13 protein-coding genes are annotated in these 24830 nt (G+C 39.1%); all 13 read left to right on the forward strand.

Going from position 1 to position 24830, the window contains the following annotated elements; all coding sequences use genetic code 11:
- Window positions 1–240: 240 nt before the first annotated feature.
- The 13 genes from ACFO6W_RS08805 (at window position 241) to ACFO6W_RS08865 (ending at window position 24829) form a co-directional block, all read left to right on the forward strand.
- On the forward strand, window positions 241–2805 hold the full coding sequence (locus tag ACFO6W_RS08805) for a glycoside hydrolase family 3 C-terminal domain-containing protein (RefSeq protein ID WP_379995421.1): 2565 nt from the start codon (window positions 241–243) through the stop codon (window positions 2803–2805).
- A gap of 575 nt (window positions 2806–3380) precedes the next feature.
- Window positions 3381–6254 carry a glycoside hydrolase family 3 C-terminal domain-containing protein gene (locus ACFO6W_RS08810; RefSeq protein ID WP_379995423.1) on the forward strand — a complete coding sequence of 958 codons (2874 nt, stop codon included), beginning with the start codon at window positions 3381–3383 and terminating at the stop codon, window positions 6252–6254.
- 764 nt (window positions 6255–7018) lie between these two features.
- On the forward strand, window positions 7019–8041 hold the full coding sequence (locus tag ACFO6W_RS08815) for a hypothetical protein (RefSeq protein ID WP_379995425.1): 1023 nt from the start codon (window positions 7019–7021) through the stop codon (window positions 8039–8041).
- A 1470-nt stretch (window positions 8042–9511) separates the two neighbouring features.
- A complete protein-coding gene (locus ACFO6W_RS08820) occupies window positions 9512–10099 on the forward strand; it encodes a DUF3575 domain-containing protein (protein WP_379995427.1) in 588 nt (195 codons plus the stop codon).
- Window positions 10100–10105: 6 nt separating this feature from the next.
- Window positions 10106–11578 (forward strand): OmpA family protein, encoded by a 1473-nt coding sequence (locus ACFO6W_RS08825; RefSeq protein ID WP_379995429.1) that lies wholly within the window; start codon window positions 10106–10108, stop codon window positions 11576–11578.
- 57 nt (window positions 11579–11635) lie between these two features.
- Window positions 11636–13219 (forward strand): Mfa1 family fimbria major subunit, encoded by a 1584-nt coding sequence (locus ACFO6W_RS08830; protein WP_379995431.1) that lies wholly within the window; start codon window positions 11636–11638, stop codon window positions 13217–13219.
- Between the two features lie 94 nt (window positions 13220–13313).
- Window positions 13314–14294, forward strand: coding sequence for a FimB/Mfa2 family fimbrial subunit (locus tag ACFO6W_RS08835; RefSeq protein WP_379995433.1), 981 nt, complete (start codon window positions 13314–13316; stop codon window positions 14292–14294).
- A 35-nt stretch (window positions 14295–14329) separates the two neighbouring features.
- Window positions 14330–15631 (forward strand): fimbrial protein, encoded by a 1302-nt coding sequence (locus ACFO6W_RS08840; RefSeq protein ID WP_379995436.1) that lies wholly within the window; start codon window positions 14330–14332, stop codon window positions 15629–15631.
- 12 nt (window positions 15632–15643) lie between these two features.
- Complete coding sequence (locus ACFO6W_RS08845; RefSeq protein WP_379995439.1) at window positions 15644–16582, forward strand: fimbrial protein; 939 nt, start codon at window positions 15644–15646, stop codon at window positions 16580–16582.
- Window positions 16583–16702: 120 nt separating this feature from the next.
- Complete coding sequence (locus tag ACFO6W_RS08850; protein ID WP_379995441.1) at window positions 16703–21478, forward strand: Ig-like domain-containing protein; 4776 nt, start codon at window positions 16703–16705, stop codon at window positions 21476–21478.
- A 359-nt stretch (window positions 21479–21837) separates the two neighbouring features.
- Window positions 21838–22692, forward strand: a complete 855-nt coding sequence (locus ACFO6W_RS08855; RefSeq protein ID WP_379995443.1) for a helix-turn-helix domain-containing protein — start codon at window positions 21838–21840, stop codon at window positions 22690–22692.
- Between the two features lie 466 nt (window positions 22693–23158).
- Window positions 23159–23758 carry a DUF3575 domain-containing protein gene (locus ACFO6W_RS08860; protein ID WP_379995445.1) on the forward strand — a complete coding sequence of 200 codons (600 nt, stop codon included), beginning with the start codon at window positions 23159–23161 and terminating at the stop codon, window positions 23756–23758.
- 18 nt (window positions 23759–23776) lie between these two features.
- A complete protein-coding gene (locus ACFO6W_RS08865; RefSeq protein ID WP_379995447.1) occupies window positions 23777–24829 on the forward strand; it encodes a DUF3868 domain-containing protein in 1053 nt (350 codons plus the stop codon).
- Window position 24830: the final 1 nt, after the last annotated feature.

Here is a 24830-nt window from a genome sequence, read left to right on the forward strand (position 1 = left end):
CTAAGGAAAACATATATAGAATAATGTAAAATTAGAATAATTCTTCATGTTTGCCAAAAAATAAAAAAACTAAATGTGAATATGATAATTATAAGAGGAATCATCCGGAATATTTATCTTTTTTTTATGTTCTTGTTAATCCCCTGCAGTTATGTTTGCATCACAGAAGAGAAGAAAGATATGCATATAATAAGATATAATTATTGTCCACCGATTAATTTATACTAAAAAGACAAAGCAATGTTTAGAAAGTTTTTAATATTGGGATTATTCCCTTTACTGTTGGTTTTCCGGCCGGCCGGTTTACATGCGCAGCAAAAAGATTTATATCTGGATGAAAAAGCATCGGTACACGACCGAATAATGGATTTGTTACCGAGGCTTACCATAGAAGAAAAAATAAGCCTTCTCAGGGCGACTTCTCCGGGAATCCCCCGTTTGCAGATACCTAAGTATTATCATGGCAACGAATCATTGCACGGGGTTGTCCGTCCGGGCCGTTTCACGGTTTTCCCGCAGGCAATAGGTCTGGCAAGTATGTGGAATCCGGAGCTGCACCACAAAATAGCGACTGCCATATCCGATGAAGCCCGTGGCCGGTGGAACGAACTGGAACAGGGCAGGTTGCAGACCCAGCGTTTTACCGACCTGCTTACATTCTGGTCGCCTACCGTGAATATGGCCCGTGACCCGCGATGGGGACGTACACCTGAGACTTATGGGGAAGATCCTTACTTGTCGGGCGTATTAGGTACAGCATTTGTAAGAGGATTGCAGGGAGATGATCCCCGCTATCTTAAGATAGTTTCCACACCTAAACATTTCGCCGCTAATAATGAGGAACACAACCGGTTTGTTTGTAACCCGCAAATACCGGAGAGACAACTGCGTGAGTATTATTTCCCGGCCTTCGAAATGTGCGTGAAAGATGGTAAATCTGCATCTGTCATGTCTGCATATAATGCGATAAATGATGTTCCGTGTACGGCCAATCCGTGGCTGTTGACAAAGGTTCTGCGGCACGACTGGGGTTTTAACGGATATGTTGTTTCCGATTGCGGAGGCCCAAGTCTTTTAGTGTCGGCAATGAAATATGTAAAAACAAAGGAAGCTGCCGCTACTCTGTCGATAAAGGCCGGGCTAGACCTCGAATGCGGCGATGATGTTTATATGCAGCCACTGCTCAATGCATACAACCGGTATATGGTCAGCCAGGCAGATATAGATACGGCCGCATACCGGGTATTGAGGGCAAGAATGCACCTGGGTCTGTTCGACGATCCTAACCACAATCCGTATAATAAAATCTCTCCGTCGGTTGTTGGTTCGGCTGAGCATAAACAACTGGCTCTTGAAGCGGCTCGCCAGAGTATAGTCTTATTGAAAAATAACAACCGGACCTTACCTCTTAATCCTAAAAAAGTGAAGTCTATAGCTGTAGTCGGTATTAATGCCGGGAATTCCGAATTTGGAGATTATAGCGGTATTCCGGCTAATGCTCCGGTTTCTATTCTGCAGGGAATCAAAGGCAAGGCTGGGGATAAAATGAAAATAGTATATGCGCCGTGGAAATCGGCGATGGACGGTAAGGAGATGATTTCAGCCCGCTATTTTCCCGGAGGTCTGAAGACGGAGTATTTCAGTAATATGGAACTTTCGGGTACACCGAAAGTGCGCACCGAAGAATGGGTAAACTTCGAACCAGCCAATCAGGCGCCGGACCCGTTTATACCTCCGTTTCCGGTATCGATCCGTTGGTCGGGTAAATTGCGTCCCGGGGTATCCGGAAATTATACGATATATTATACAGCCGATGACGGCAGCCGCCTTTTCATCAATGGGAAGAAATTAATAGATGCATGGGTTGAGCGTAGCATTGCTACCGATTCAGTGTCTTTATATCTTGAGGGAGGGAAAGAATACGACATCAGGGCCGAATATTTCAATAACCGCGACAATGCTGTAGCCAAGCTATATTGGAAGGTTCCGGATGTAGGTACGAAGCAGCGTCTGGATATGTACGGCGAGGCCGGAAAAGCAGTAAGGGAATGTGAGCAGGTAATAGCTGTTTTAGGTATAAATAAAACCATCGAGCGCGAAGGGCAGGACAGGTATGATATTCTTTTGCCTGCCGACCAGATCGAATTTATACAGGAAATATACAAAGTCAATCCTAATATTGTAGTCGTTTTGGTTGCAGGAAGCTCTCTGGCTATCAACTGGATGGATGAGCATGTCCCTGCCATAGTGAATGCATGGTATCCGGGAGAACAGGGTGGGGCAGCCGTAGCAGAAGTGTTGTTCGGAGATTATAATCCGGGCGGGCGATTGCCTGTTACATACTATAACAGCCTTGACGAAATTCCCGCTTTTGACGATTATGACATTACTAAAGGACGTACATACCAATACTTTAAAGGGAAGCCGCTGTATCCGTTCGGCTATGGATTGAGCTATACGACATTTGCTTACAAAAACATACAGGTAAATGACAACGGAGATAATATCAAAGTCTCCTTCGAACTGAAAAATACCGGGCGTATGGCTGGGGATGAAGTTTCTCAGGTATATGTAAAAATTCCTTCTCCGGGAATCGTCATGCCGATAAAAGAACTGAAAGGATTTCAGCGCAGCACCCTGAAAAAAGGTGAAACAAAAACTGTGGAAATAAATATAAGGAAAGACCTGTTGAGATACTGGGACGATGCAACGGAAACATTTGTTACCCCTGAAGGCAACTACGAATTTATGGTTGGAACTTCGTCTCAGGATATAAAACTGACAAAGAGTTTTACACTGGACTAATGGCCTTTTTATTGAATAAATAATTGAAAACTTTATCTATACTATTAGCTGATAGCCGTCAGCTGATAGTTCTTTGAAAGAATAGGAAAGATTTAAAGATTCAAGGTTTAATGATTTAAAAATTGAATATGTGTAAAAAATTGTAACCTATGTTACTTTTTGGAATTTGTAGGGACGTAAAGTTTTACGCCCGAATAAGGAAAAGTGACAGGAGAAAAAAGTGGAAAATGTGTCAAGTTTGTCAAGTTTTGTACATAGCCTATTGGCTAACAGCTATCAGCTAATAGCTAAAAAGGTGTTACTTTTTGATAGTTACGAGTTACTTTGCCCTACAGGCAGTTACGAGTAGACAAGATACAAGATACGAGTTGTTAACTGCTGACTGTTTACTGTTAACTGATTTCTTGTTACTTTTGTTACCTTTTCATCTCATGTCTCTGTTGATATCCGTCATTAAGTGAATTTTTATGTGTCTGTTAATCTTACATCGGACTATTTATTAATGCCATACTGTTTTCTTTGTGCCATATGAAAAATATACATGAATATAATATCATAAAAAAACTAAGAGTACAATGAAAAAAAAGACAAGAGCATTTATCAGCCTGTTGTGTGTTTTGTTTTTCTCCACAATAGCAGTGGCGCAGAATAACATAGCGGGAATTTCTACATCGGTCAATGAAAAGACTGTCAACGCCGTTGCTGACAACAGCCTGAAAACGAATTGGAAACTGAGCCCGAAAGACTTGCAAAAAGCGGAGTGGCTGATGTTTTCGTTACAAAAAGCAGGAGATGTAAATGCAATCACCATAGACTGTGAGGGAATAACTCCTCAGGAATTGCAAAAACTATTATCTGTGTATATTACATACGATCCCATGAATCTGGGTGCTGCGGTGAATTACACAGTGTCGGTGAAAGATAAGGCGTCTGTACTGTCGTTTACACCGAAATATGGCGCACATGTCCGCTTTGTATTCAAGGAGGGGATATTGAATAAAGACTTGATAATTAAGGAGGTATCAGTATCTATCCTCGATAAAAAAGCGGAAATAGCAAATATACCATTAAAGGACAGGGCTTATATGAACCCTGATCTGCCTCTGGAACTTCGGGTCGAAAATCTGCTATCCGTGATGACCGCAGAAGATAAAATGGAATTGCTTCGCGAAGGGTGGGGAATACCCGGTATACCACATTTGGGGATTCCTGCTATACAAAAAGTGGAAGCGATACATGGTTTTTCTTATGGCAGCGGCGCAACTATATTTCCGCAGTCGATAGGTATGGGCGCTACATGGAATAAAGGACTCATAGAAACAGTCGCTATGGCTATCGGGGACGAAACGGTAAGTGCAAATGCGGTCCAGGCATGGTCGCCGGTACTGGATGTAGCACAGGATGCCCGGTGGGGGAGATGTGAAGAAACTTACGGGGAAGACCCGGTTCTGGTAACGGAAATCGGCGGAGCATGGATAAAGGGATACCAATCGAAAGGCTTGATGACGACTCCAAAGCATTTCGCGGCACACGGGGCGCCTTTAGGCGGGAGGGATTCCCACGATATAGGACTTTCCGAGCGGGAGATGCGTGAAATACACCTTGTACCTTTCAGGAATATTTTTAAGAAATACAAGTATCAATCGATAATGATGTCTTACTCCGATTATCAGGGAGTTCCTGTTGCGAAAAGTAAAGAGCTCCTGAAAGGAATCTTGCGCGACGAATGGGGCTTTGACGGGTTCATTGTCAGCGATTGCGGAGCCCTGGGTAATCTTACAGCCCGCAAACATTATACAGCGAAGGACAAGGTGGAAGCGGCAAAACAGGCTCTTGCGGCAGGCATTGCCACCAATTGCGGCGACACCTACAACGACCCCGATGTTATAGCGGCAGCTAAAAGAGGAGAGCTGAATATGGAAGATTTGGATTATACATGTAAAACCCTCCTGCGCACATTATTCAGGAACGGGTTGTTCGAGAATAATCCATGTAAACCTCTCGACTGGAATAAAATATATCCCGGATGGAATTCTCCGGAGCATCAGGCGCTGGCGCGCAAAACGGCTCAGGAATCTATCGTGTTGCTTGAGAACAAAGGGAATATCCTTCCGTTATCTAAGTCTCTTAAAACGATTGCCGTAATCGGTCCGGCAGCAGATAACCTGCAACCGGGAGACTACACTTCCAAGCCTCGGCCGGGTCAGTTAAAGTCTGTCCTTACAGGTATTAAAGCCGCAGTGAATAACAGTACAAAGGTGGTGTATGAGGAAGGATGCCGTTTTATCGGCACAGAGGGGGCTGATATAGCTAAGGCTGTGAAAGCGGCTGAAAGCGCCGATGTGGCGGTACTTGTGCTGGGCGATTGTTCTACAAGTGAGGCCCTGAAGGGAATAACCAATACTTCGGGAGAAAACCACGACCTTGCTACATTGATATTACCGGGAGAACAGCAGAAATTGCTGGAAGCTGTGTGCAAAACAGGAAAGCCGGTCGTGTTAATACTACAGGCCGGCCGCCCTTATAACCTGTCATATGCAGCGGAAAATTGCCAGGCAATACTGGTAAACTGGTTGCCGGGTCAGGAGGGAGGTTATGCAACCGCTGATGTGCTTTTCGGAGACTATAATCCTGCCGGGCGCTTACCAATGACATTCCCCAGGGATGCAGCCCAGTTGCCGTTGTATTACAACTTCAAAACATCGGGACGGGTTTATGATTATGTAGATATGCCATATTACCCTTTATATCAATTTGGTTATGGATTGAGCTACACATCATTCGATTATTCGGATCTGAATATATCATTGGAAAAGAATGGGAATATGTCTGTGAATGCTACGGTGACAAATACAGGGAAAATAGCCGGAGACGAAGTTGCGCAGTTATATATAACCGATATGTACGCCAGTGTAAAAACACGTGTGATGGAATTGAAAGACTTTGAACGGATTCATCTGAACCCGGGGGAGTCGAAGAAAGTGTCTTTCGTTCTCACTCCTTACCAATTGTCTTTACTTAATGATGAGATGGACAGGGTGGTTGAAAAAGGATCATTCAAGATAATGGTCGGTGGAAAGAGCCCGTCTTACATAGCTAAAGACCGGATAAAAGACAGTGTCGGTTTCATCGAAACTAAGGATGGTATCAACGGGGAGATAGATTATCCTTTGAACTTTAATGCAGATTTTGCCATAACGGTCGTAGGTGTTGAAGACTTGCCCGGAAAAGACGTAAAAGTGGCGAATGTGTTGGTTACCAATACAGGAAAACTTACAGATACCGGAAAGTTGACGGTCTATATTGATGGGAAGAAGGCCGGGGACACACGCCATTATGAATTAGATCCCGGTGAAGAAAAACAATTCCGGATTGAGATATTACAGAGCAATTTTAAGACATTACAATTTACCTCTAAATATAAAAGCGTAAGCTACACAAATAAATAATAGTAGCTAATTTACATATAATCTGAAAGTGAAGAACTACAAGGGCTATCCCTTGTAGTTCTCTGTATTATATGATATTCCGGTCCCGGTCTGCTTGTGTATAATGATTTGTTCAAACTTCATAGAGGAAAAATAGTACAACTTCGTCATCATTCTAATAATCAGTGATATGAATTAGGTAGCATAGAACATTGCTATGCTTCTTAGCATATAATAACAAATAGGTTGCCCCATCTCAAGATGATAAAGACTCAATATTCTAAATGTTGTATATACTGGCAAAAAGAATGATGATAGAGACTTTTTTGTGATTTTTAAATTTATTTCCAGAATAAAATGGATCAACTTCTGTCAAAAATTTTCATGCTGAGTGTATAAGGTTTATTTTGGAGTCGTGTAAAGGTTGGAAAATATTAATAAATTGATATATTTATTTATTAATGTCAAAAAAAGTAAAAGTAATGCGTGGTAGGCTCGTTATTTGCACTATGTTGTGTGTTGATTCATTTAATGACATGTAAAAAGTTTTAAATGTTATAAATGAAATATATAATATTCTAAATGCTATAAAAGAAAATTATACTTTGATAATAATCACAAAATGTACTCTTCGAAAGTGTCTGTATCTATAATTTTGCGACAAAATTACAATTGCTATATTATATTGAATTTACAGGATTTAAGGATTGTGTAAATGAGAATGTTGTTAAGTAAATAATCTTTTCTATAGTTTATTTATAAACAGACTAAAAGGGAATTAAATCATGAATGTAGGAATAAATTCTATGAAAGAGACAAGTGCGCATGACAGACTAATCAGGACGATACGGACTGCGATTACAGAAAAAGAGAATCTGACAAAATCTGAGAAAGAAAAAGTAGCCTCTGTATTAGGCGATATTTTATGCCTGGGTAAAGAATCCGTTTACAGGAGGTTGCGGGGAGAAGTAAGATTTTCATTTGAAGAAGTAGCTCAAATATCACAGGCATTGGGTTTTTCTGTAGATAATATTATAGGCTCACAAGTTGATAAGAAAGCGATCTTTGAATTGAATCTGGTCGATATGACCCATATTAACCTGAATTATACCAAAAGAATCGAGGAATATGTATTATTAGCGTCTAAGTTTGGAACAATGGAAAACTCAACGTTTAAATGTGCATTCAACAGCCTTCCTTTTATATTTTTTCTCCATTACGATAGCTTAGCTAAATTTCGCTTATTTAAATGGGCTTATCAGGTTATGAGAATGCAGTCTATGCCTTTTAGGGATTTCATGATAGACAAAGAATTAATGACTGCTCACCGGGCCTTTGTAACAGAAATCCGGAAAGTAAAAAATTCTCAGATAATAATTAACCATGATATGTTCGCATCTGTGATAAGAGATATGAATTATTTTTATGATTTAAATTTGCTCGATGCAGAGGATCTCGAGCTCATTAAGTCTGAGCTAAATGAAGTGATATCAGAAATAGAAAATATATCGATTTCCGGAATTTACAATAATACAGATTCGAATATTGCCGTGTATTTGTGTAATATAGATATCGATGCTACTTATCTGTTACTGGAGAGTGAGGGTAGTTCGCGTTCACATATTGCATTATATGGCGTAGGAGGCATTAATTCCCTTGATCCAATCATTTGTAAGAACCACTCATTATGGATCGAATCTTTGAAACGGTATTCAACCCTTATAACATTTGGTGGAGAGATTCAAAGGCATAAGTTTTTCCAGGAGCAACGGAAATTGATTAACTCTAAATTATCTCCATCCAGATAACTTATTCCCGATTATTGGTATAACAGAATTGCGGAATGCAAAATAATGGAATGTTTGAAAATTAAATGCAATATATGTTCTTAATCTTTCCGCAAATATTAAAATAGAAAGTAGAGGGTGTACTGCTGCTCACATTTTGTATCTTTTATAAACTTTGGATTATATATTTTTACACATGTAAGTGAAAGAAGAATAGAATAAAAGTTTATAGGAAAATGATAGCTAGTTTATATTGGCTACTGTGTAGTTTTGTAAAGTTTGTGTTAAGGAGAAATCCGTGGGTCGGGATGGTTCGCGGATTTTCAATTATGTAAATTGTGCATGAATATCTTTATTATGTATTTATGGAAGAATATATGGACTTTAATCATATCTTTTTTAGCCGGTGTCTTTTGTAATTTTAAAAAATCATTTCACAATACTTTGCTTAATGATACCAGAATGTATGAAATAGGATGTTGATGAAGAATATACTTAAATATCTGACTGACAAACAAGACTTTGATTATCAGGGTATTTGAGTGAAAGGCCTCTCTAATTATATTAGTTTATGACGTGGAGAATTAGATGGTCGTGATGACCGTAAGATTTGTTTTTAATGTATATGCTTTTGTGTATACTTATTGTCTTCCAAAAACCTGTGAGTCGGGATGATTCGGAGGTTTTTTATTTATAACCGGATAATTAATATGTGCTAAAGAATTTTTTTACATCCAATCTGCTGTAAATGGCGTCTGATACCATGTAAATAATGTATCAATTAATATTTCAAGAAATTAAAAATAAGATGATACATCTTTTAGTGAGAGACTTTCATCTTCTGTTTCATAAGTTTATTTCATATAAACGGGCTGATATATTATATCTATATTTAATAGTTTTTATTTATAATTATTTGATTTATAGCATGATAAAGAGATAAAGTTTAATCCTCTGTTTTTGCATTATGCGTTTGTCAAATACATTATCCTGTGTTTTTTATAGGTTAAAAAACATTTAACGGGAATATGTAAATTGTAAATCATATCAATAGTGATTATTCTGCTTTAAGATTTGAAAATAGAAAACCACTACTTTGAAATACTATAAAAATGTACCATTAATAAGATCATATAACTAGATATTTGTAAAAAGAAATACAATGTGAGACTTTACATTAATGATTGATTCTGGATGTATAACAAAAGATAGCAAGATGATTTTAAATTACAGGCTATATATCATTTTTGGGATATAGATAATATCAATATTGAATGTGCGGAAATACTTTGCTGAGGTTGCGTAAAATAATGCAACTGTGGATCTATGCGTGTCATTATGGCTTACCCTTATCGGTATTTCTTTATTATAGAATAAAAAAACGAATGAAATCATATAGAGTCATAACACAAATATATTAATAAATAATGTAGAACTTCTTTTCATAGGGTAAGGAGTATAAACCTGATAATTATTATATAATATAAGAAAATGAATAATAGTCAAACATTAAGAAAAGTCTGCCTGGTTATTTTGATTTTTACAAGCTTTTATTCTGTAAGTAGATCTCAAGAAATAGGTGTAAAGACCAATCTGGCATATTGGGGTACAACTACTCCCAATTTGGGCCTTGAGTTTGGGTTGGGTAAGAAAAGCACATTGGAAATCGCCGGGGGATTAAACGTCTTTGAGTTTTCTGATAATAAGAGTTTTAAACACTGGCTTATCCAACCCGAATATCGATGGTGGCTTTGCGAGAGTTTTAATGGCCATTTTATAGGTCTGCATGCGCATGGCGCACAGTTTAATGCCGGAGGTTGGGATATACCAGTAGGCCGTCTGGATGTCTTCAAGGACAAGCGTTACGAAGGGTATCTCTATGGCGGAGGCATAAGCTATGGTTACCAATGGGTCTTATCTAACCGATGGAACCTCGAATTCAATATTGGGGCAGGTTATGCCCGTATTCATTACGATGAGTATCCATGTAAAGATTGTGGGACCAAATTAGATGAAGGCAATTACAATTATTGGGGTATAACCAAAGTAGGCCTTTCTTTTATTTATTTCTTAAAATAGGAAGCAATGAAGAAGAAAAATATATTAAAGTTATCCTTATCCGTACTATTAACAGTATTCTTAACACCTGTTTATTCGCAAACACAGGCTTCAAATATACAGGTATTGACAGAGCGTTTTGTAAGGCACGGCAGCCGGGTATCAGTTTCTATGGATATAGTTATTCCTGAGGGAATGAATGTTGGAAGCAATGATATGCTTATCCTCACACCTGTGCTGAAATCCAATGAAAATAATATGGATTATCTAAATCTTCCACCTGTAGCTATAACAGGAGGTTTACGGAATAAGATTATAAACCGCAAGAATAAACTTGGAGGAGATTTGCCTTTTGATACGCAACCGGAAATAATCCTTAAGAGAAAAAATAAAACCGAACAATCAATTAATTACGGTGTAAGCGTTCCTTATAAATCCTGGATGGATGACGCATTACTTGCCATTGAAACGAATGTGTCGGGGTGTGCAAACTGTTCCGAACCTACAGACAACCAACTGATTGTACAGAATATATTGCCTAAGAAAGATCCGGAGTTGTATAAACTTACATTTATTGTGCCTGAGGTAGAGCCTGTTAAAGCTCGCAATGATCGTCATACAGCTACTTTTAATTATATCGTTGACCGCTATGAGCTGTTACGCGACTACAAGAATAACTCGCGGGAATTTGCTCAGGTAGATAGTGTGATCGGTGAAATAAGAGATAACAAAGACTTGGAGATTACAGAGTTTAGCATAGCCGGATATGCTTCACCGGAAGGAGGATTTGAGCATAACAGGAAACTGGCGGAAAACAGGGCTAACTCATTTGCCAATTATCTAGTAACTAAATTTGGTATCCCGCGTAATAAATTTACAGTCGATGGGATAGGGGAAGACTGGCCCGGATTGCGGAAAGCTGTAGCTGCATCTGCATTAACGGATAAACAGGCTATATTAGATATTATTGACAATGTTTCGAATCCCGATGCACGTGATGGGAGACTCTTAACACTTTCGGGTGGAGATACTTACCGTATATTGCTTAACAATTATTATCCGGTGCTGCGCCGGACCGAATACTCTGTTGCATATGTAGTGCGTGCCTTCAATGTGGAGGAAGCCAGACAAATAATTAAAACGAATCCTAAGCTGCTCAGCCTAAATGAAATATATCTGGTGGCGGAGAGTTATTCGTCCGATAGTAAAGAGTTCAGGGAAGTATTCGATATCGCCGTGAGGTTATATCCTGAAAGTGAAATAGCGATTATGAATTCTGCTGCCGCAGACATCGAAAGTAAAAATCTGGATACCGCCATTGAACGGCTGAAGAAAATAGAAAATAAACCACAATCATGGAATAACCTTGGAGTTGCATATATTCTTAAAGGAGACGTGGAGAAGGCTCTGAAATACTTTACAAAATCAGCGGATTCCAAGGACCCGGACGGAATGGCAAACCTTGAAATAGTAGAAAAGTCAACAGGTGCAAAAAGGTGAAAAGTAATAAATACAGAATAGATTTTACAACAACAATTCTTTAAAACAGGTAGAAATATGACAATTAGGAAATTATTTATGATTGGCGCTGTGGCCTTGGCTTTAGGATTTACAGCATGTGGCAACGACGATGATATAACATCATCGGGTGGAGAAAAAGAAGCCAACACAAACGTAAGTGTTACGCTGAGTATGTCTTTGAGCGGAAATAAAAATTCAAACAAGGCGGGAGGTTTACCGGAGGATTATAATTATCTTGATGAGTGGGCAGGAAAAGATAAAATAGAAAAAATAGCGATTTACCTTGTCGACGGAACCTCCGTTGCGATGAAGCCTTTCACTGTAGGTACTGATTATTTAATGACGAAGAATGGTAATCAGGTAGTTTTAACACCCCAGACATCTGCAGCGATTAAAACATCCGCAGGTATTAAAAAAGTTTATGTATTGGTAAACGGAACATCCGAAGTCGAGACAGCTTTGGCTGCTACTCCTGCCGATGCATTTGAAAATGCCTATAAGACTTTGGCCCTGAGCCTTGCTAATTCGGGTGCAGATCTTGCCGTAAGCACATCAGCCGATAAGCTGGCGAAGAAAAATGGAATTGTTGATGAAACAATTGTGATGACTAATACTGCCGAAATCACAATCAATGTAGCTCCTAATATAACAGAAAATCAGACGATTTCCGGAGGGCAAAACCGTGCCAGTGTGAATGTGGAAAGAGCTGTGGCCAGGGTGATGGTGACAACGGAAAGTAATACTTATGATATAAAGTCGGGAGCGGCTACTTTGGGTACTGTTTCAGATATAAAATGGGTACTGGCTCAGGGAGAGAACTCCCTGTTTGTTCAGCGCAAAGCTGATTTTGCTACACCTAATTTTGAATGGTCGCCTGCTACAGATGCGGCATATATAAGTGACGCCGGTAATAAATATGACTATTCAGGCTTATTCGAAGCATACGATCCGGCATCTCAGTTTGGAGGAACAGTAGTACCAACAATGTCTGATTATAATACAGACCCTAAAGGAACAGTAACTGCCGATCTGGATGCACAACTATCAGGTAAGTTCATACTGGCGAATACACATGCCATTGGGGGTGCTGGTACTTCAAACTTTAAAAAGGGAAACACGGCATATGTCCTGGTGAGGGCTAAATTTACTCCGGCTGCGTTTATTGACGGAGGATCTTATACAGCTGGGGACGACTTCTATGTAGGAGCAAACGGAAGATTTTACACAACTTCGGATAATGCTGTAGATCCGGCAAAAGGCGGTGTTATCGGACAGACTGTAGCTAAATATGTAGGAGGTAAAATACTGTACTATGCCTGGGTGAATCCGGATAATGTACCAAACTGGTATAATTCCCCTGTTGTGAGAAACAATGTTTATCATGTTCATATTACAGGTTTTAAGAATTTAGGAACTAACTGGAATCCACTTTATCCTGAAGATCCAAACAGTCCTAATCTGAAAAATCCGGACCCAAAACCAAGTGTACCGGGAGTAACAGAACCTGAAAATCCGATTGATCCTACCGATCCGTTAACTTCTCCTGAAACATGGATGAGCGTGGATGTTACTGTACTTCCCTGGAAACTACACTCTTATAAAGTAGATCTGGGAATTTAAATATAGAAATTTCAGATATGTAAAATGCTGCCGGGGAGGCATAACTACCTCCCCGGTTATTTAAACAACCATCAATTAATTAAAAATGCAACGGATGAAGAATTTGCGAATCAGGATTATGATGACATTGCTCACACTGGGAACAGTTTTGTGGAGTTGTGATTCCCTTATCTACAATGATCTGGCAGATTGCCCCCAGGGTGTTTATGTAAAATTCTATTCCATGACACCATGTGCGGCAGACTCTACTTTTATTGGTGATGTGTCATCGCTTACAGTGTTTGCATTCGATGAAGAAAATAAACTGGTTGCCTCAGTATATAAGGAAAACGTCACTCTCAGCCATGATTTTGAGGTTCTGATGCCTGTTTCCAATGGCAACTATTCATTTATAGCATGGGCTGGGGTCAATGAAAAATTCAGTAAGAGCACCTTTTCTCCTAGGGTAACAACCAAGAAGGATATAATGCTGGCCATCAATTCTACAAATAATATGGCTGCCCGTTTAGCTGTAAACGAACGTATCTGGCAAGGGGAAAGTCCTATTGTTTTTCTTCCGGAACCCGAAAAGTATGGTTCATTATATAAACATACTGCTATAAATCTGCGTGAGCTGACCAACAGGCTAAATGTTATTGTAGAATTCGATCAGGCTACGATGAAGAGTTATGATCCGCAAAAGCTGCAAGTGGCTGTTTCTTCTGCTAACGGAACAGTACGTGTAGATGGTACGATGCCACTTAATACACAGGTATTAACATATCCGGCGCTTGAAACTGAATTTGTCGACAATTCGGGTACATGGAATTATTCGATGCTCGATCTTGTAACCGGATATAATAATAAACTTAAAATAACTTATACAGGTAATGATAAAGAAGAACTCGTTTTTGACGGAGACCTCATTGCCAGCATTTTATTGAGGACTGTGGAAGGTGGAATCAACCTGAATTGTGAAAACGATTTTACTATCAAATTCGTGATAAAAGATTATTGTTCAGAATGCTGGACACATTTTAGCTGTGCTGTTTATGTAAATAACTGGCTTGTACACAGCTATAGTACAGAATTGTAAATCTAAGCTGTCGGGCTTAAATAATCAATATGATTATGAGATTGAATTTATTATATGTAGCACTTATTGGAATGCTGGTTTCTTTTTCGGCCTGCGAGTCACAGATCTACGATAATCATCAGGAAATAGATAAAGAGATAGGCAAGGAGCCCCAGGTTTTTTTGTCAATAACGAAAGCGCAGGCTGCAGGGCTGGAATCTCTTAATACCGATAATGTGGATTATGAAGACCGGGTACATGATTTAGCCATGCTGGTCTTTGATTCGTCAACCGGGGCTAAGGTCTGCGAATTTTATGAAGAGGGGATACCATTTTCCGATAAGGAAAAAACCTTTACGGTTCAGATGACAACTGGTCTGCGTGATTTTTATTTTATCGCTAATATGGCGATGGATGAACTGAAAGATATCACTACGAAATCTGCAATGGACGTTTATATGAATACTTTCCGTGATCTGGATACAGATTTATATCTGAACGCGGTAAGATCGAAAGGTTTTCCCATGTCAAGGGTATATATGAACCAGGCTATTACCGAAGGAGGTAATATATACTCTCCAAAACCTTTCCATCCGGATGGGGAAGAAAGGGTAAAACTTGTTCGTGTAGCAGCAAAGCTGGAAGTACAGATCGAAGGCTCTGAAATCAGTTCCGGCGTGAAAAACATATACTACAAAAATGCACAGAGGAAATTCAACCTTGTATCACCGGCTACTCCTGTTACTCCGGTTTATTATGAAGATAAACCTTTGAAAAAAGTAGGAAATACATATATCTATTATATGCCTGAAGCTCTGATGACGGCACCGGATTGGTCGGCTTCGGCAGACCATAAGCCGGTTAATTATTTTTTGATCGAAACCTTGGATGGTACTTTCTACGAAATTCCGATCATAACGGATAACCGTACTATAACCGATACTGATTATTTATCTTTTGCCACAGGCCGGCAGGCAGATAAGCCGGATTATAATATTTATCGCAACCGTCATTATTTCTATATTATCAGTAAGCTGCAGAAGATAGAAATAATTTATACAATTGATCCGTGGCAAATTAAACAAAGTTCAGCCTATATGGGATACGGATATAATGTTACTGTGGACGAGAATGGGAAGGTTACCATCAGTAATACGGTAGAAGCATGTACGCCTCATGCTGTCAAATTGAAAACCATAACTCCTTTTAAGTTTTCTGACGGTACAGTCGAAAAAGAATTCGATAGCCTGGATACTACGGCATCTGAAAACTATCAGTTAGAGTCTGTTCCTGCCGCAGGTCAGTCATATATTGAAGTATGGTATAATGGTTACCTCGTTAAAACCTTTACGAAATAACAGATAAGAAGTATGAAAAGAATAGTATATATATCATTGTTTTTAAGCTTGTTATTTTGGGCCTGTTCGAAAGAGGAAACAAGTGATCCGGCCTTAGACAATAATAAGATTAAATTATCCTTCACAATAGATAATTACATCACAAAGCAGACAAAGGCAGTTGATGCCGGAACAGTGGAAGAACAACGTATAGACGATTTATACTTGTTCCTGTTTCCTACGACAGGTTCACAAACCTTGAAAAAGTATTATGTCAATACTTCAACTTTTACCGGAGGCTCATGGAACAGTAGCAATGGCAAGATATCGTTAAACCTGACTCAGGCAGAAGCCGGTAACAGACAGGTTTATATCATAGCCAACTGTTCTTCTGTCAAATCAGAGCTTGATGCTGTGGCCTCATTAACAGGATTACAATCGATTCTGAAGGAAACGTCCCAACCTTGGTCGGATAATATAACTACACCTGTATTGATGTCGGGGAATACGACTCACGATTTTAATTCTAATTTTCAACTCAATAATATACCATTAACCCGTGCTGTAGCTAAAGTACAGCTTAATGTAAAACTCTCGGCAGGACATCAAAGTAGCCCCTTGTTCAACAGTATCGCGCAGTATAATTATAAATTCATTGATTTTGATAAGAATACATATGCGTTAAAGCATATATCCAAAACTGATGATCTGGTAAGTTCTTCAGATTGGGTAGCATGGCAGGCTAACGGAACTGTATCAGCATACAATCTGGAGAACGGGACGGTTACGGGATTGATTATTACCACTTATATTAATGAGCGTGATAATGCGGGAAGTGCGATAGAGATAAGTATTCCTTATCAGGGAGCAGGACCATTGCCTCCGCCTGAATTTGGTAATGAAACCTATAAGCTGCTATTGCCTGCTAAAATTGAGCGCAATCATTGGTATATATATGATATGGAGATATAATATTAAAGTCGGGCTAAACTCTACAATACAAATTGAAAGAAGATATTAATGATATATTGATAGACCGCTGAATTAAAATTTTCAGATGGGGAATCAGTAAATCTTTTAATCATTTGATATATGAAGAAAAAATATCATACTCCGGTTTTTCCGGATCTGGGTTTAAAGGCAGAGAAATACCTTTTCGCTTGTCGTAAAAAAATAAACCTCTATTTGCTGCTTCTGGGTCTGTTGCTTATTGCAGTACCGCAGGTAAATATTCAAGCTGAAGGTTCGGGTAAGTGGAAAGGTACTCAGACAAGTCGCCAAAGTTCGTTGTGGGTTCCGGGGAATAATACGGGAAATTCAGGTTATAATACCCGCGGTAGCATGATGAGACCGAGTGCTGCTTCCAACTATGATTCGAATCATCGCTTTTACGTCTATGTGAAAGCGGGTGAAACAGTTTACTTTAGCTTCAGAAGCAGTACCAGCAGTAACCTTACCTGGTATTATGATAATACAACAGCCGGATATAATACATTTTTTCCTTCGGGGATATCAGGCTCCGGAAGGACAGAAGTTACAACAGCAAACAGTAACTTACAGGGCAGGACGAGTACTAACACAAATTTGATTCAGGCACAAGCTGTTGCCGGCCCGTCTGCTTTAACGTCGGGAGGTTATGTTACCAGTGGGACAGCAAGTAGTTCCAGTTCCAATCCCGGAGGCCAGTTCACAAATAATACCGGACAAAACCGGGCTTTCTGGGTGGAGATGACTTCACCCGGTAATAGTGGTTTTGAAATATCGGAATGGGATGTAACCGTTGCTTCAGGTACTACTAAGCGCCCGGGGCGGCTGTATTGTAAATATTGGAGTATCTATAATGGTCTGCCTTCCGGAACAAACGGGCAACCGAATACTTCAGCTTACCACGATAATTTCGGATTCTATGTTCCGGTAGACAATACTTATACCGATCAGACAGATGATTATTATATCAAGTATGTCAATTTTGGAAGATCTAACGCAGGCTATGCGGTATTTTTTGCGAATGATTCCGGCCCGTTAAACAATTTTTTACCGAATGGGGACCCCGACATTGAAGGAAACCGCAAGTCTGTTAAAGGCACATCCAACCGTTATCAGTATCCATTATTTGTAGAAGAACCCGATGAATCAATATGGAAGACTTCAATTGCCCCTGTTGCCAGTACAGACGTGAGGTTCAGAAGAAAAGCGGATGCAACCGGAGGAGAAGCATATTTCATGGTAGAAGTGGATACTCCCGGGTCTTTGGATATCTTGGTCGACCTGGATAATTCCGGTAATTACTCAGCCGGAGATGTCCAGATATTCAGGTATTTTGATATACCGGGAGCATATGATGTATACTGGGATGGTAAAGATGGGAACGGAAATGTTGTTCCGGCAGGTACTCAAATAAAATTGCTTACATCTGCAAACTTTTTCCCGGTACATTTTCCGGTCTACGATATGGAACAAAGTCTTGGAATAACAATGAAAAACATAAGGCCGATAGATATGGAGAGTGCAACGGTGAAATTATTCTGGGACCATAGTAATATTTATACCGGAGTACCGGGTACAAGGGTTACCAACAATAACCCTTTAGGAGCTAATCAATGGGGTACGGTGCCAAGAAATGACAATTCAACAACTTATGCTGATTATAATGTGCAATCACCTGCTATCAACACCACGGGAGCGGACAGCCCCGGTAATATATGGTGGGCAAGCGGAGATAACGGCATCGGAAATAATAATACGCTCAACGTTTATGCCGGTTCATGGATGGAAACCCTTGAGTTGAACTTCATTTTTAACTGGGATAAATCGGATGTGGAAATTCTCAAAACAGTTAGTAATCCCACTCCGGCCATAGGTAGTGAAGTTACTTTTACAATTACGGCAACGAACAAAGGTCTGATGTATGCTCAGGATGTAACGGTGGACGATCTGTTACCTTCCGGATATGAGTATGTGAGTCATACAGCTCCTATGGGATCAACCGTTACTCCTGCCCCTATAGGAAGTAACGATCCGGAAACATGGGGAAATACGCAAACAACATACGATCCCCTTACAGGAAAATGGACGGTGCACGACATCCCTTATGATACCGATGATTTAAGCAAAAATAAAAGGGTATTGACTATTACGGCCAAAGTGCTTAAATCCGGAATATACAACAATACGGCCGAAGGGTATCCGGAAGTAAGGTCTTCGGACTCGAATCATGGCAATAATTCGTCAACCGTTGCGGTAAATCCTACCAACAGCACAAATGCAGTAAATGATATCAATATAACATTTGAGAATACCCCTGTCAACGGGAATGTATTAACCAATGACTATGATTTGGAAGGCCATATCCAGACCGTAACTTCAACAGGTTCGATAACGACTGACGAAGGAGGAAATGTACAACTTAACGCTGACGGTACATATATCTATACACCAAAAGAGAATTTTACAGGTACAGACCGTTTTTCTTACACGGTCTGTGATGATGTTCCTGCACCGCTTAAAGCTTGCGCTACAGCAACAGTTACTATCAATGTTATTCCTGTCCTTAACCCTTCGGCCAATAACAATGTCATAGCAAATAATGATGAAGCTATAACAGAGCAGGATAAACCGGTGTCGGGTAATGTTTTGAGTAATGACTTTGATCCGGATGGGGATCAGTTTATTTTAAATACCACTCCCGTAAATCCTCCGTCGCATGGAACGGTTACAATCCTGCCAGATGGAACTTATACTTACACGCCTGATCCGGGCTATACTGGGACGGACATTTTTGAGTATGAAGTATGTGATGACGGAATTCCTGAGACTTGTGACAAAGCAATAGTGACAATCACAGTATTACCCAAGAGCAATATAAACATTACATATGCAAATGACGATGTATATTACACGCAAGAAAACAAAACCGTTAGCGGAAATGTATTGGATAATGATTTTGATCCGGAAGGAGACGGGCAAATAGTAAATACAGTTCCTCTGAAAGATCCGGTCTATGGCTCGGTAGTCTTGAATGCTGACGGGACTTTTACTTATACCCCAAATAATGGATTTACAGGTACTGATAGCTTTATCTATGAAGTATGTGATGACGGTATTCCTGAATCTTCTTGTGACAAAGCGACTGTATATATCATAATAATGAAATCCCCCAATAATTTCTGGCATGGAACGATTGATAACGATTGGGCCAAAACAGGCAATTGGACAGCTGATTACGTTCCTCAGCCCGGAGAAAATATTGAATTTGCCACTAATGCCAACAACAACGGAAGCCCGGCTGTGAGAGACTTGTATCTTGACAAAGACCGTGTAATCGGAGACTTGATCAACGATTCCGAGGTAGATCTACTGATAACTACCGAAAATCAGCTTATTATTAACGGTGAGGTAAAAGATAACAACCCGGATAAAGGGACCATCATCGTTCGGACATCAACAGATAAACCTACAGGCACACTCATATTTGCTAATCCTAACAATAACCGGAACGTAAATGCTAAGGTAGAGTTTTATAATAAGGCATATGAATGTTCAACCTGCGGATTTTATAAGAAGCAATGGCAATATTTCGGTATTCCGGTTCAGTCATCGGACTTTCCCTATCTGGTACCAAAAGTCGAAACTGTAAACCAGTGGGTAGAATTTTTTAATGGTAATAAATGGCAACCGGCTCCATACATGCCGGACACGGGATTAAAAGCATTCAAAGGCTACGAAATGACAAACAATAACAATACCCTGCCGACAAATATTTATACTTTTGCGGGTACTTTGAATGTAGGGGACGCTACTGTTTCGCTTACTAAAACATCCAATGTTAATTATTCGGGAATGAATCTTGTCGGTAATTCGTTTACCGCGGCTATACCTATTACTTCGGCAGCGATTGAACTAGGTAGTGCACAATTGAGTGAAAATACGGTCTATCTTTTCAATACAGGAACACGTGACCAATGGCGAAAACTTAATGGAGGGACAGTTAGTGGGGTTACAGGAGGTCAATACCAGGCTGTACCGTTTAATCTGGCAGGACAAGCCGGAATACCGGACAGGATATTATCTATGCATACATTCATGCTGGATGTAACAACCCCCGGTAATATGACATTGAGGTATAATGAATTGATAAAAAACGAATTGAATGCATCCACAACAAAACCATGGAAGTCTGCCGCTACTGAAAGCAACATACTGCGATTTCCTTATATAATCATGGATGCAATGAGTAATACTTCAGCCGACCGTGTATGGCTATTTGAAAACTCCGAATCCACTGCAGGCTTTGATAACGGATGGGACGCGTATAAATTACAGGAAGAGGGATTGACGCAAGTATATATCTCTGATGATGCCGGGTACAAATACCAGATAGCGACTGTTCCTGAGTTTTCGGGAACAACGTTTGGCGTAAATGCAGGAAAAGGTGAGAATTATACTATAATACTCTCTGTAACATCAGACGTAGAAGCACGCAAGTTATATTTACTTGATGTATATACAGGACGTAGTTATCCGGTTGAAAATAATGCAGAATATACTATTTCCGGAACAAGCAGTATCACTAATGGACGATTCAAAATTGCAGTAAGTCCGTCTCCTTTGGCTTCAACCGGCCAGGAGGCTTCTCTCGTAAATGTTTATATCAGCGGTAATCAGATTGTTATTGATAATCAGTCTGACCAAAATTGTATAGCTACGGTTTATGATATAACAGGCCGATTACTTGGAGAAAAGGCTATATACAAGAATTCCAATGAATATTTTGCCGGAAATCAACGAATCGGCACAGGTATATATATTGTGAAAGTAATAAGTGAAGATAAATCCATAAATAAGTCTGAACGGGTTTTGATAAAATAAATTATTCAGGCCTGTTATATAAAAAACACAGCCTTTCAATATTGGTTGTGGTATAGTTTTGTAAAGATTTATAAAACCCATGAGTCGAGAGGATTCGTGGGTTTTAGTTTTTTGAGAAATGCCGGCGTATTTTGATGTTTTGCCGATAAATGTTTGATAATTTAATAGATAGCAGTTTAATCGCAATGTTTAGTCGTTTGTTGTTTTCAAATTATCACTTTCAACAGAGGATTGATAATTGGAAATAAGGATATGATAATTTGAATAAAATGAACAATCTTACTTTTTGTCTGTTGAAATTGTATATTTCGGCCTTTTTTATAGTTGGATTAAGGCAAAACAGGGAGAATTTGATATTTATGAAGACAAATTATCGAAACAATTCGCCCGAAAGCTATATCATGGATACTGAGGAGACAACAGTATCGGTTAATATTTGGATATTAGGACAAAATCAATATCACGAATTTATAGCAGGTGAACATAATATTTTATTTGTGACTTCCGGCAGCCTTATCTGCTCTCTTCAAGGATATATTGATGAAGATATCGGATCTGGACGAATGGTATTCATATCGATGGGATCTCGTTGTTGTATAAGCACTACCGAGGGGGTATCACTTATATGCCTGAAGCCCGGGGATATTTTAAACCTTTACAATTATCCGTTTTACAGTCAACGACAGAAGTCAAATAATAAAAAGTCAGAAAATAAATTATCTGTATTACAATTCACTCCATTGATTACAGCTTATGTTGATTATTTAAAATGGTTTCTACAATCGGGCTTTAATGATCCGCTCTATTTTGGTATAAAAACCAGGGAGCTTTTTCAGCTGATGTCTATAAGTTATTCTCTGGCTGAAAGGACTTTTTTCTTTCAAGCTTTAATATCCAGCGATAAAAAATTTTCTGACCTTATATATAAGAATTACAGACAGGCCTCATCTATCCGTGAACTGGCGACCATGTCTTGTTATAGTTTGTCGGGTTTTGAAAAACGTTTCCTAAAGGTATTCGGAGTTTCGGCTTCACGCTGGATTGCGTTACGAAGAGCTGATGATATCTATCACGAAATAACCAAGACTCAGAAAAGTATAAAGCAAATAAGCTTTGATTATGGCTTTTCGTCGGTATCGCATTTTCACAAATTCTGTAAAACTAAACTGGGTTTATCCCCCGGATATATACGTAAGCAACTTCGAGACCGGTGAGAAAAAGATAAAATGGGAAACTAAATAAACAAAAAAGGAGAATTTGTATAATTTTTTTTTGATGCCTTAACATTAGTTTTGTAACAAGGAAATCACAATAATAAGAAGCTAGGTTTGAGAGTATACCTGATATCTGATAAAAGTCCATTCCGATTTTTTGAAATTATTTTCTAATAACAGGGGATTTAACAGATATTAATAAAGAAAGAAAAATGACATATTAAACCCGTGTTTATTTCTGTATATAAAGAATGCTTAGTATCTGTTAATAAAGAAATAAATCCGGTATTCAAAAGTAATGGCATTAAGTTTCGGGAATACCGGAAAAAATAACTGGGACGAATACTAAAGTCAGAATCAAAAAAAGATTAAGCATAACCGGTATCTGAAAAACAAGGTATGGTTAATTGTACTCAGATAAATTCGATACACAGAATACGCAGAATAATTACTCAATAATATTCCAATGATTAGAATAGTTGTATTACTTACAGCTCTTACTGGGAGCCTATTTTTTAGATGCTACGGACAGTTTCCTCTAAAAACTAACCCGCCTTTGCAGGAAACAATGCCTTTCTTAGGGTTAAAAAGTAACCTTATCTATGATTTAACAACTACTGTAAATCTGGGAGCAGAAGTCCGCATGTCGGAATATCTGACCCTGGATATATCGCTGAATTATAATCCGTGGACATTCTCCAACAACAGGAAATTCAAACATTTCATGATTCAGCCCGAGCTTCGTTATTGGATCAACGAGCCTTTCAACGGGCATTTTTGGGGAGGTCATCTTCTGTACAGCCATTTTAATGTAGGCAACTTACCTTTCGGTGACTTTGCAGACTACCGTTATCAGGGTGATGCTTATGGATTTGGCGTCTCTTATGGTTATCAGTGGATATTGTCTCCGCGCTGGAGTATCGAGGCTTCGCTCGGCATCGGTTATATCCATATGGATTATACACGCTACGAATGTGAAGTCTGTGGACGGGAATTGGGAAAGGGCAGCCATAACTATTTTGGCCCTACCAAAGCAGGTATTTCCCTGATTTATATACTTAAATAAACTTAGCTTACAATATTTATGGATCAGATCAAATATCGTATTATACTCATTTTACTCGTTCTGCATTTCTTCCCCGCATACAACATCTTTGGGCAGAATATCCGGTTCGATGTTACTGAGATCAAAGAAATAGAGGATAGTCTGGTAGCTAACTATCGGGTAAAAATAGGCACGAAACCGGTCTTGAGCGGAGAAGCATTGTATATCACGCCGGTACTGGCCACGGATAGTTCTTTCTATGACTTACCGCCGATAACTATCATGGGTAAAAATAAGCTAAAGGTTCTTAAGCGTTGGGCAAATAACTATAAAAAAGAACTAAGTACAGATTTTATCAATGCCGATATAAAAAATGATACGACCCTCTTTTTCAATGTATATTTACCTTACAAACAAAAAACAGATTCAGCATATCTGACTGTCAACAAATACCTTATAGGATACAGAGGGAAAAGCACTTATATGGCAGACTCTATTAATAGCCCAATAATCCCTGCTTCTGATGAGCCGTCGACTGTATCGCCTCAGCTGACTCTTATTACTCCGCCAAAAGAAGATAAGCTTCATTGCGTCTATAGTAAAGGCAATTTGTATTTTCCCATTGGACGCTCGGCTATCGTTCCTGCATACTTGTCTAACCCAAAAGAACTAGCCAGAATAGATAGTATTTTTCAATATATGTTAAATAACAAAAATGTAACACTGCAAAATGTATATATTGAAGGTTATGCTTCACCAGATGGCGTATATGAGAAGAATGATTTATTATCTAAGGCAAGGGCTTATGCCTTAAAAGATTACATAAAGAATAAATTCAGCATCTCCGAAGATTTGTTTGTGATAAGCTCTGTTGCAGAAGATTGGGAAGGATTGACAGCTATCTTAAGCATCAGTGATATAATCAAAAAAGATAAAATTCTGGAAATTATAACATCTGCCAGCTCATACGACAGACGCGAAGCAGCATTAAAACAGCTCGACAAGGGACTACCCTATCTCAGCATACGTCATAAGATACTTCCGGAATTAAGACATGCAGAATATAAAATTTGTTATTCGGTAAAGGACTAAC

Origin of the sequence: Dysgonomonas termitidis (assembly GCF_042654545.1) — a bacterium.
GTDB classification, from domain to species: Bacteria; Bacteroidota; Bacteroidia; order Bacteroidales; family Dysgonomonadaceae; genus Dysgonomonas; species Dysgonomonas termitidis.

What these genes read in the sequence shown, in the direction of transcription:
- ACFO6W_RS08845 (WP_379995439.1), top strand. Translation starts at nt 15,644, where the DNA reads ATGAAAAGAATAGTATATATATCATTGTTTTTAAGCTTGTTATTTTGG.
- ACFO6W_RS08860 (WP_379995445.1), top strand. Translation starts at nt 23,159, where the DNA reads ATGATTAGAATAGTTGTATTACTTACAGCTCTTACTGGGAGCCTATTT.
- ACFO6W_RS08865 (WP_379995447.1), top strand. Translation starts at nt 23,777, where the DNA reads ATGGATCAGATCAAATATCGTATTATACTCATTTTACTCGTTCTGCAT.
- ACFO6W_RS08810 (WP_379995423.1), top strand. Translation starts at nt 3,381, where the DNA reads ATGAAAAAAAAGACAAGAGCATTTATCAGCCTGTTGTGTGTTTTGTTT.
- ACFO6W_RS08805 (WP_379995421.1), top strand. Translation starts at nt 241, where the DNA reads ATGTTTAGAAAGTTTTTAATATTGGGATTATTCCCTTTACTGTTGGTT.
- ACFO6W_RS08835 (WP_379995433.1), top strand. Translation starts at nt 13,314, where the DNA reads ATGAAGAATTTGCGAATCAGGATTATGATGACATTGCTCACACTGGGA.
- ACFO6W_RS08815 (WP_379995425.1), top strand. Translation starts at nt 7,019, where the DNA reads ATGAATGTAGGAATAAATTCTATGAAAGAGACAAGTGCGCATGACAGA.
- ACFO6W_RS08830 (WP_379995431.1), top strand. Translation starts at nt 11,636, where the DNA reads ATGACAATTAGGAAATTATTTATGATTGGCGCTGTGGCCTTGGCTTTA.
- ACFO6W_RS08850 (WP_379995441.1), top strand. Translation starts at nt 16,703, where the DNA reads ATGAAGAAAAAATATCATACTCCGGTTTTTCCGGATCTGGGTTTAAAG.
- ACFO6W_RS08825 (WP_379995429.1), top strand. Translation starts at nt 10,106, where the DNA reads ATGAAGAAGAAAAATATATTAAAGTTATCCTTATCCGTACTATTAACA.
- ACFO6W_RS08840 (WP_379995436.1), top strand. Translation starts at nt 14,330, where the DNA reads ATGAGATTGAATTTATTATATGTAGCACTTATTGGAATGCTGGTTTCT.
- ACFO6W_RS08820 (WP_379995427.1), top strand. Translation starts at nt 9,512, where the DNA reads ATGAATAATAGTCAAACATTAAGAAAAGTCTGCCTGGTTATTTTGATT.
- ACFO6W_RS08855 (WP_379995443.1), top strand. Translation starts at nt 21,838, where the DNA reads ATGAAGACAAATTATCGAAACAATTCGCCCGAAAGCTATATCATGGAT.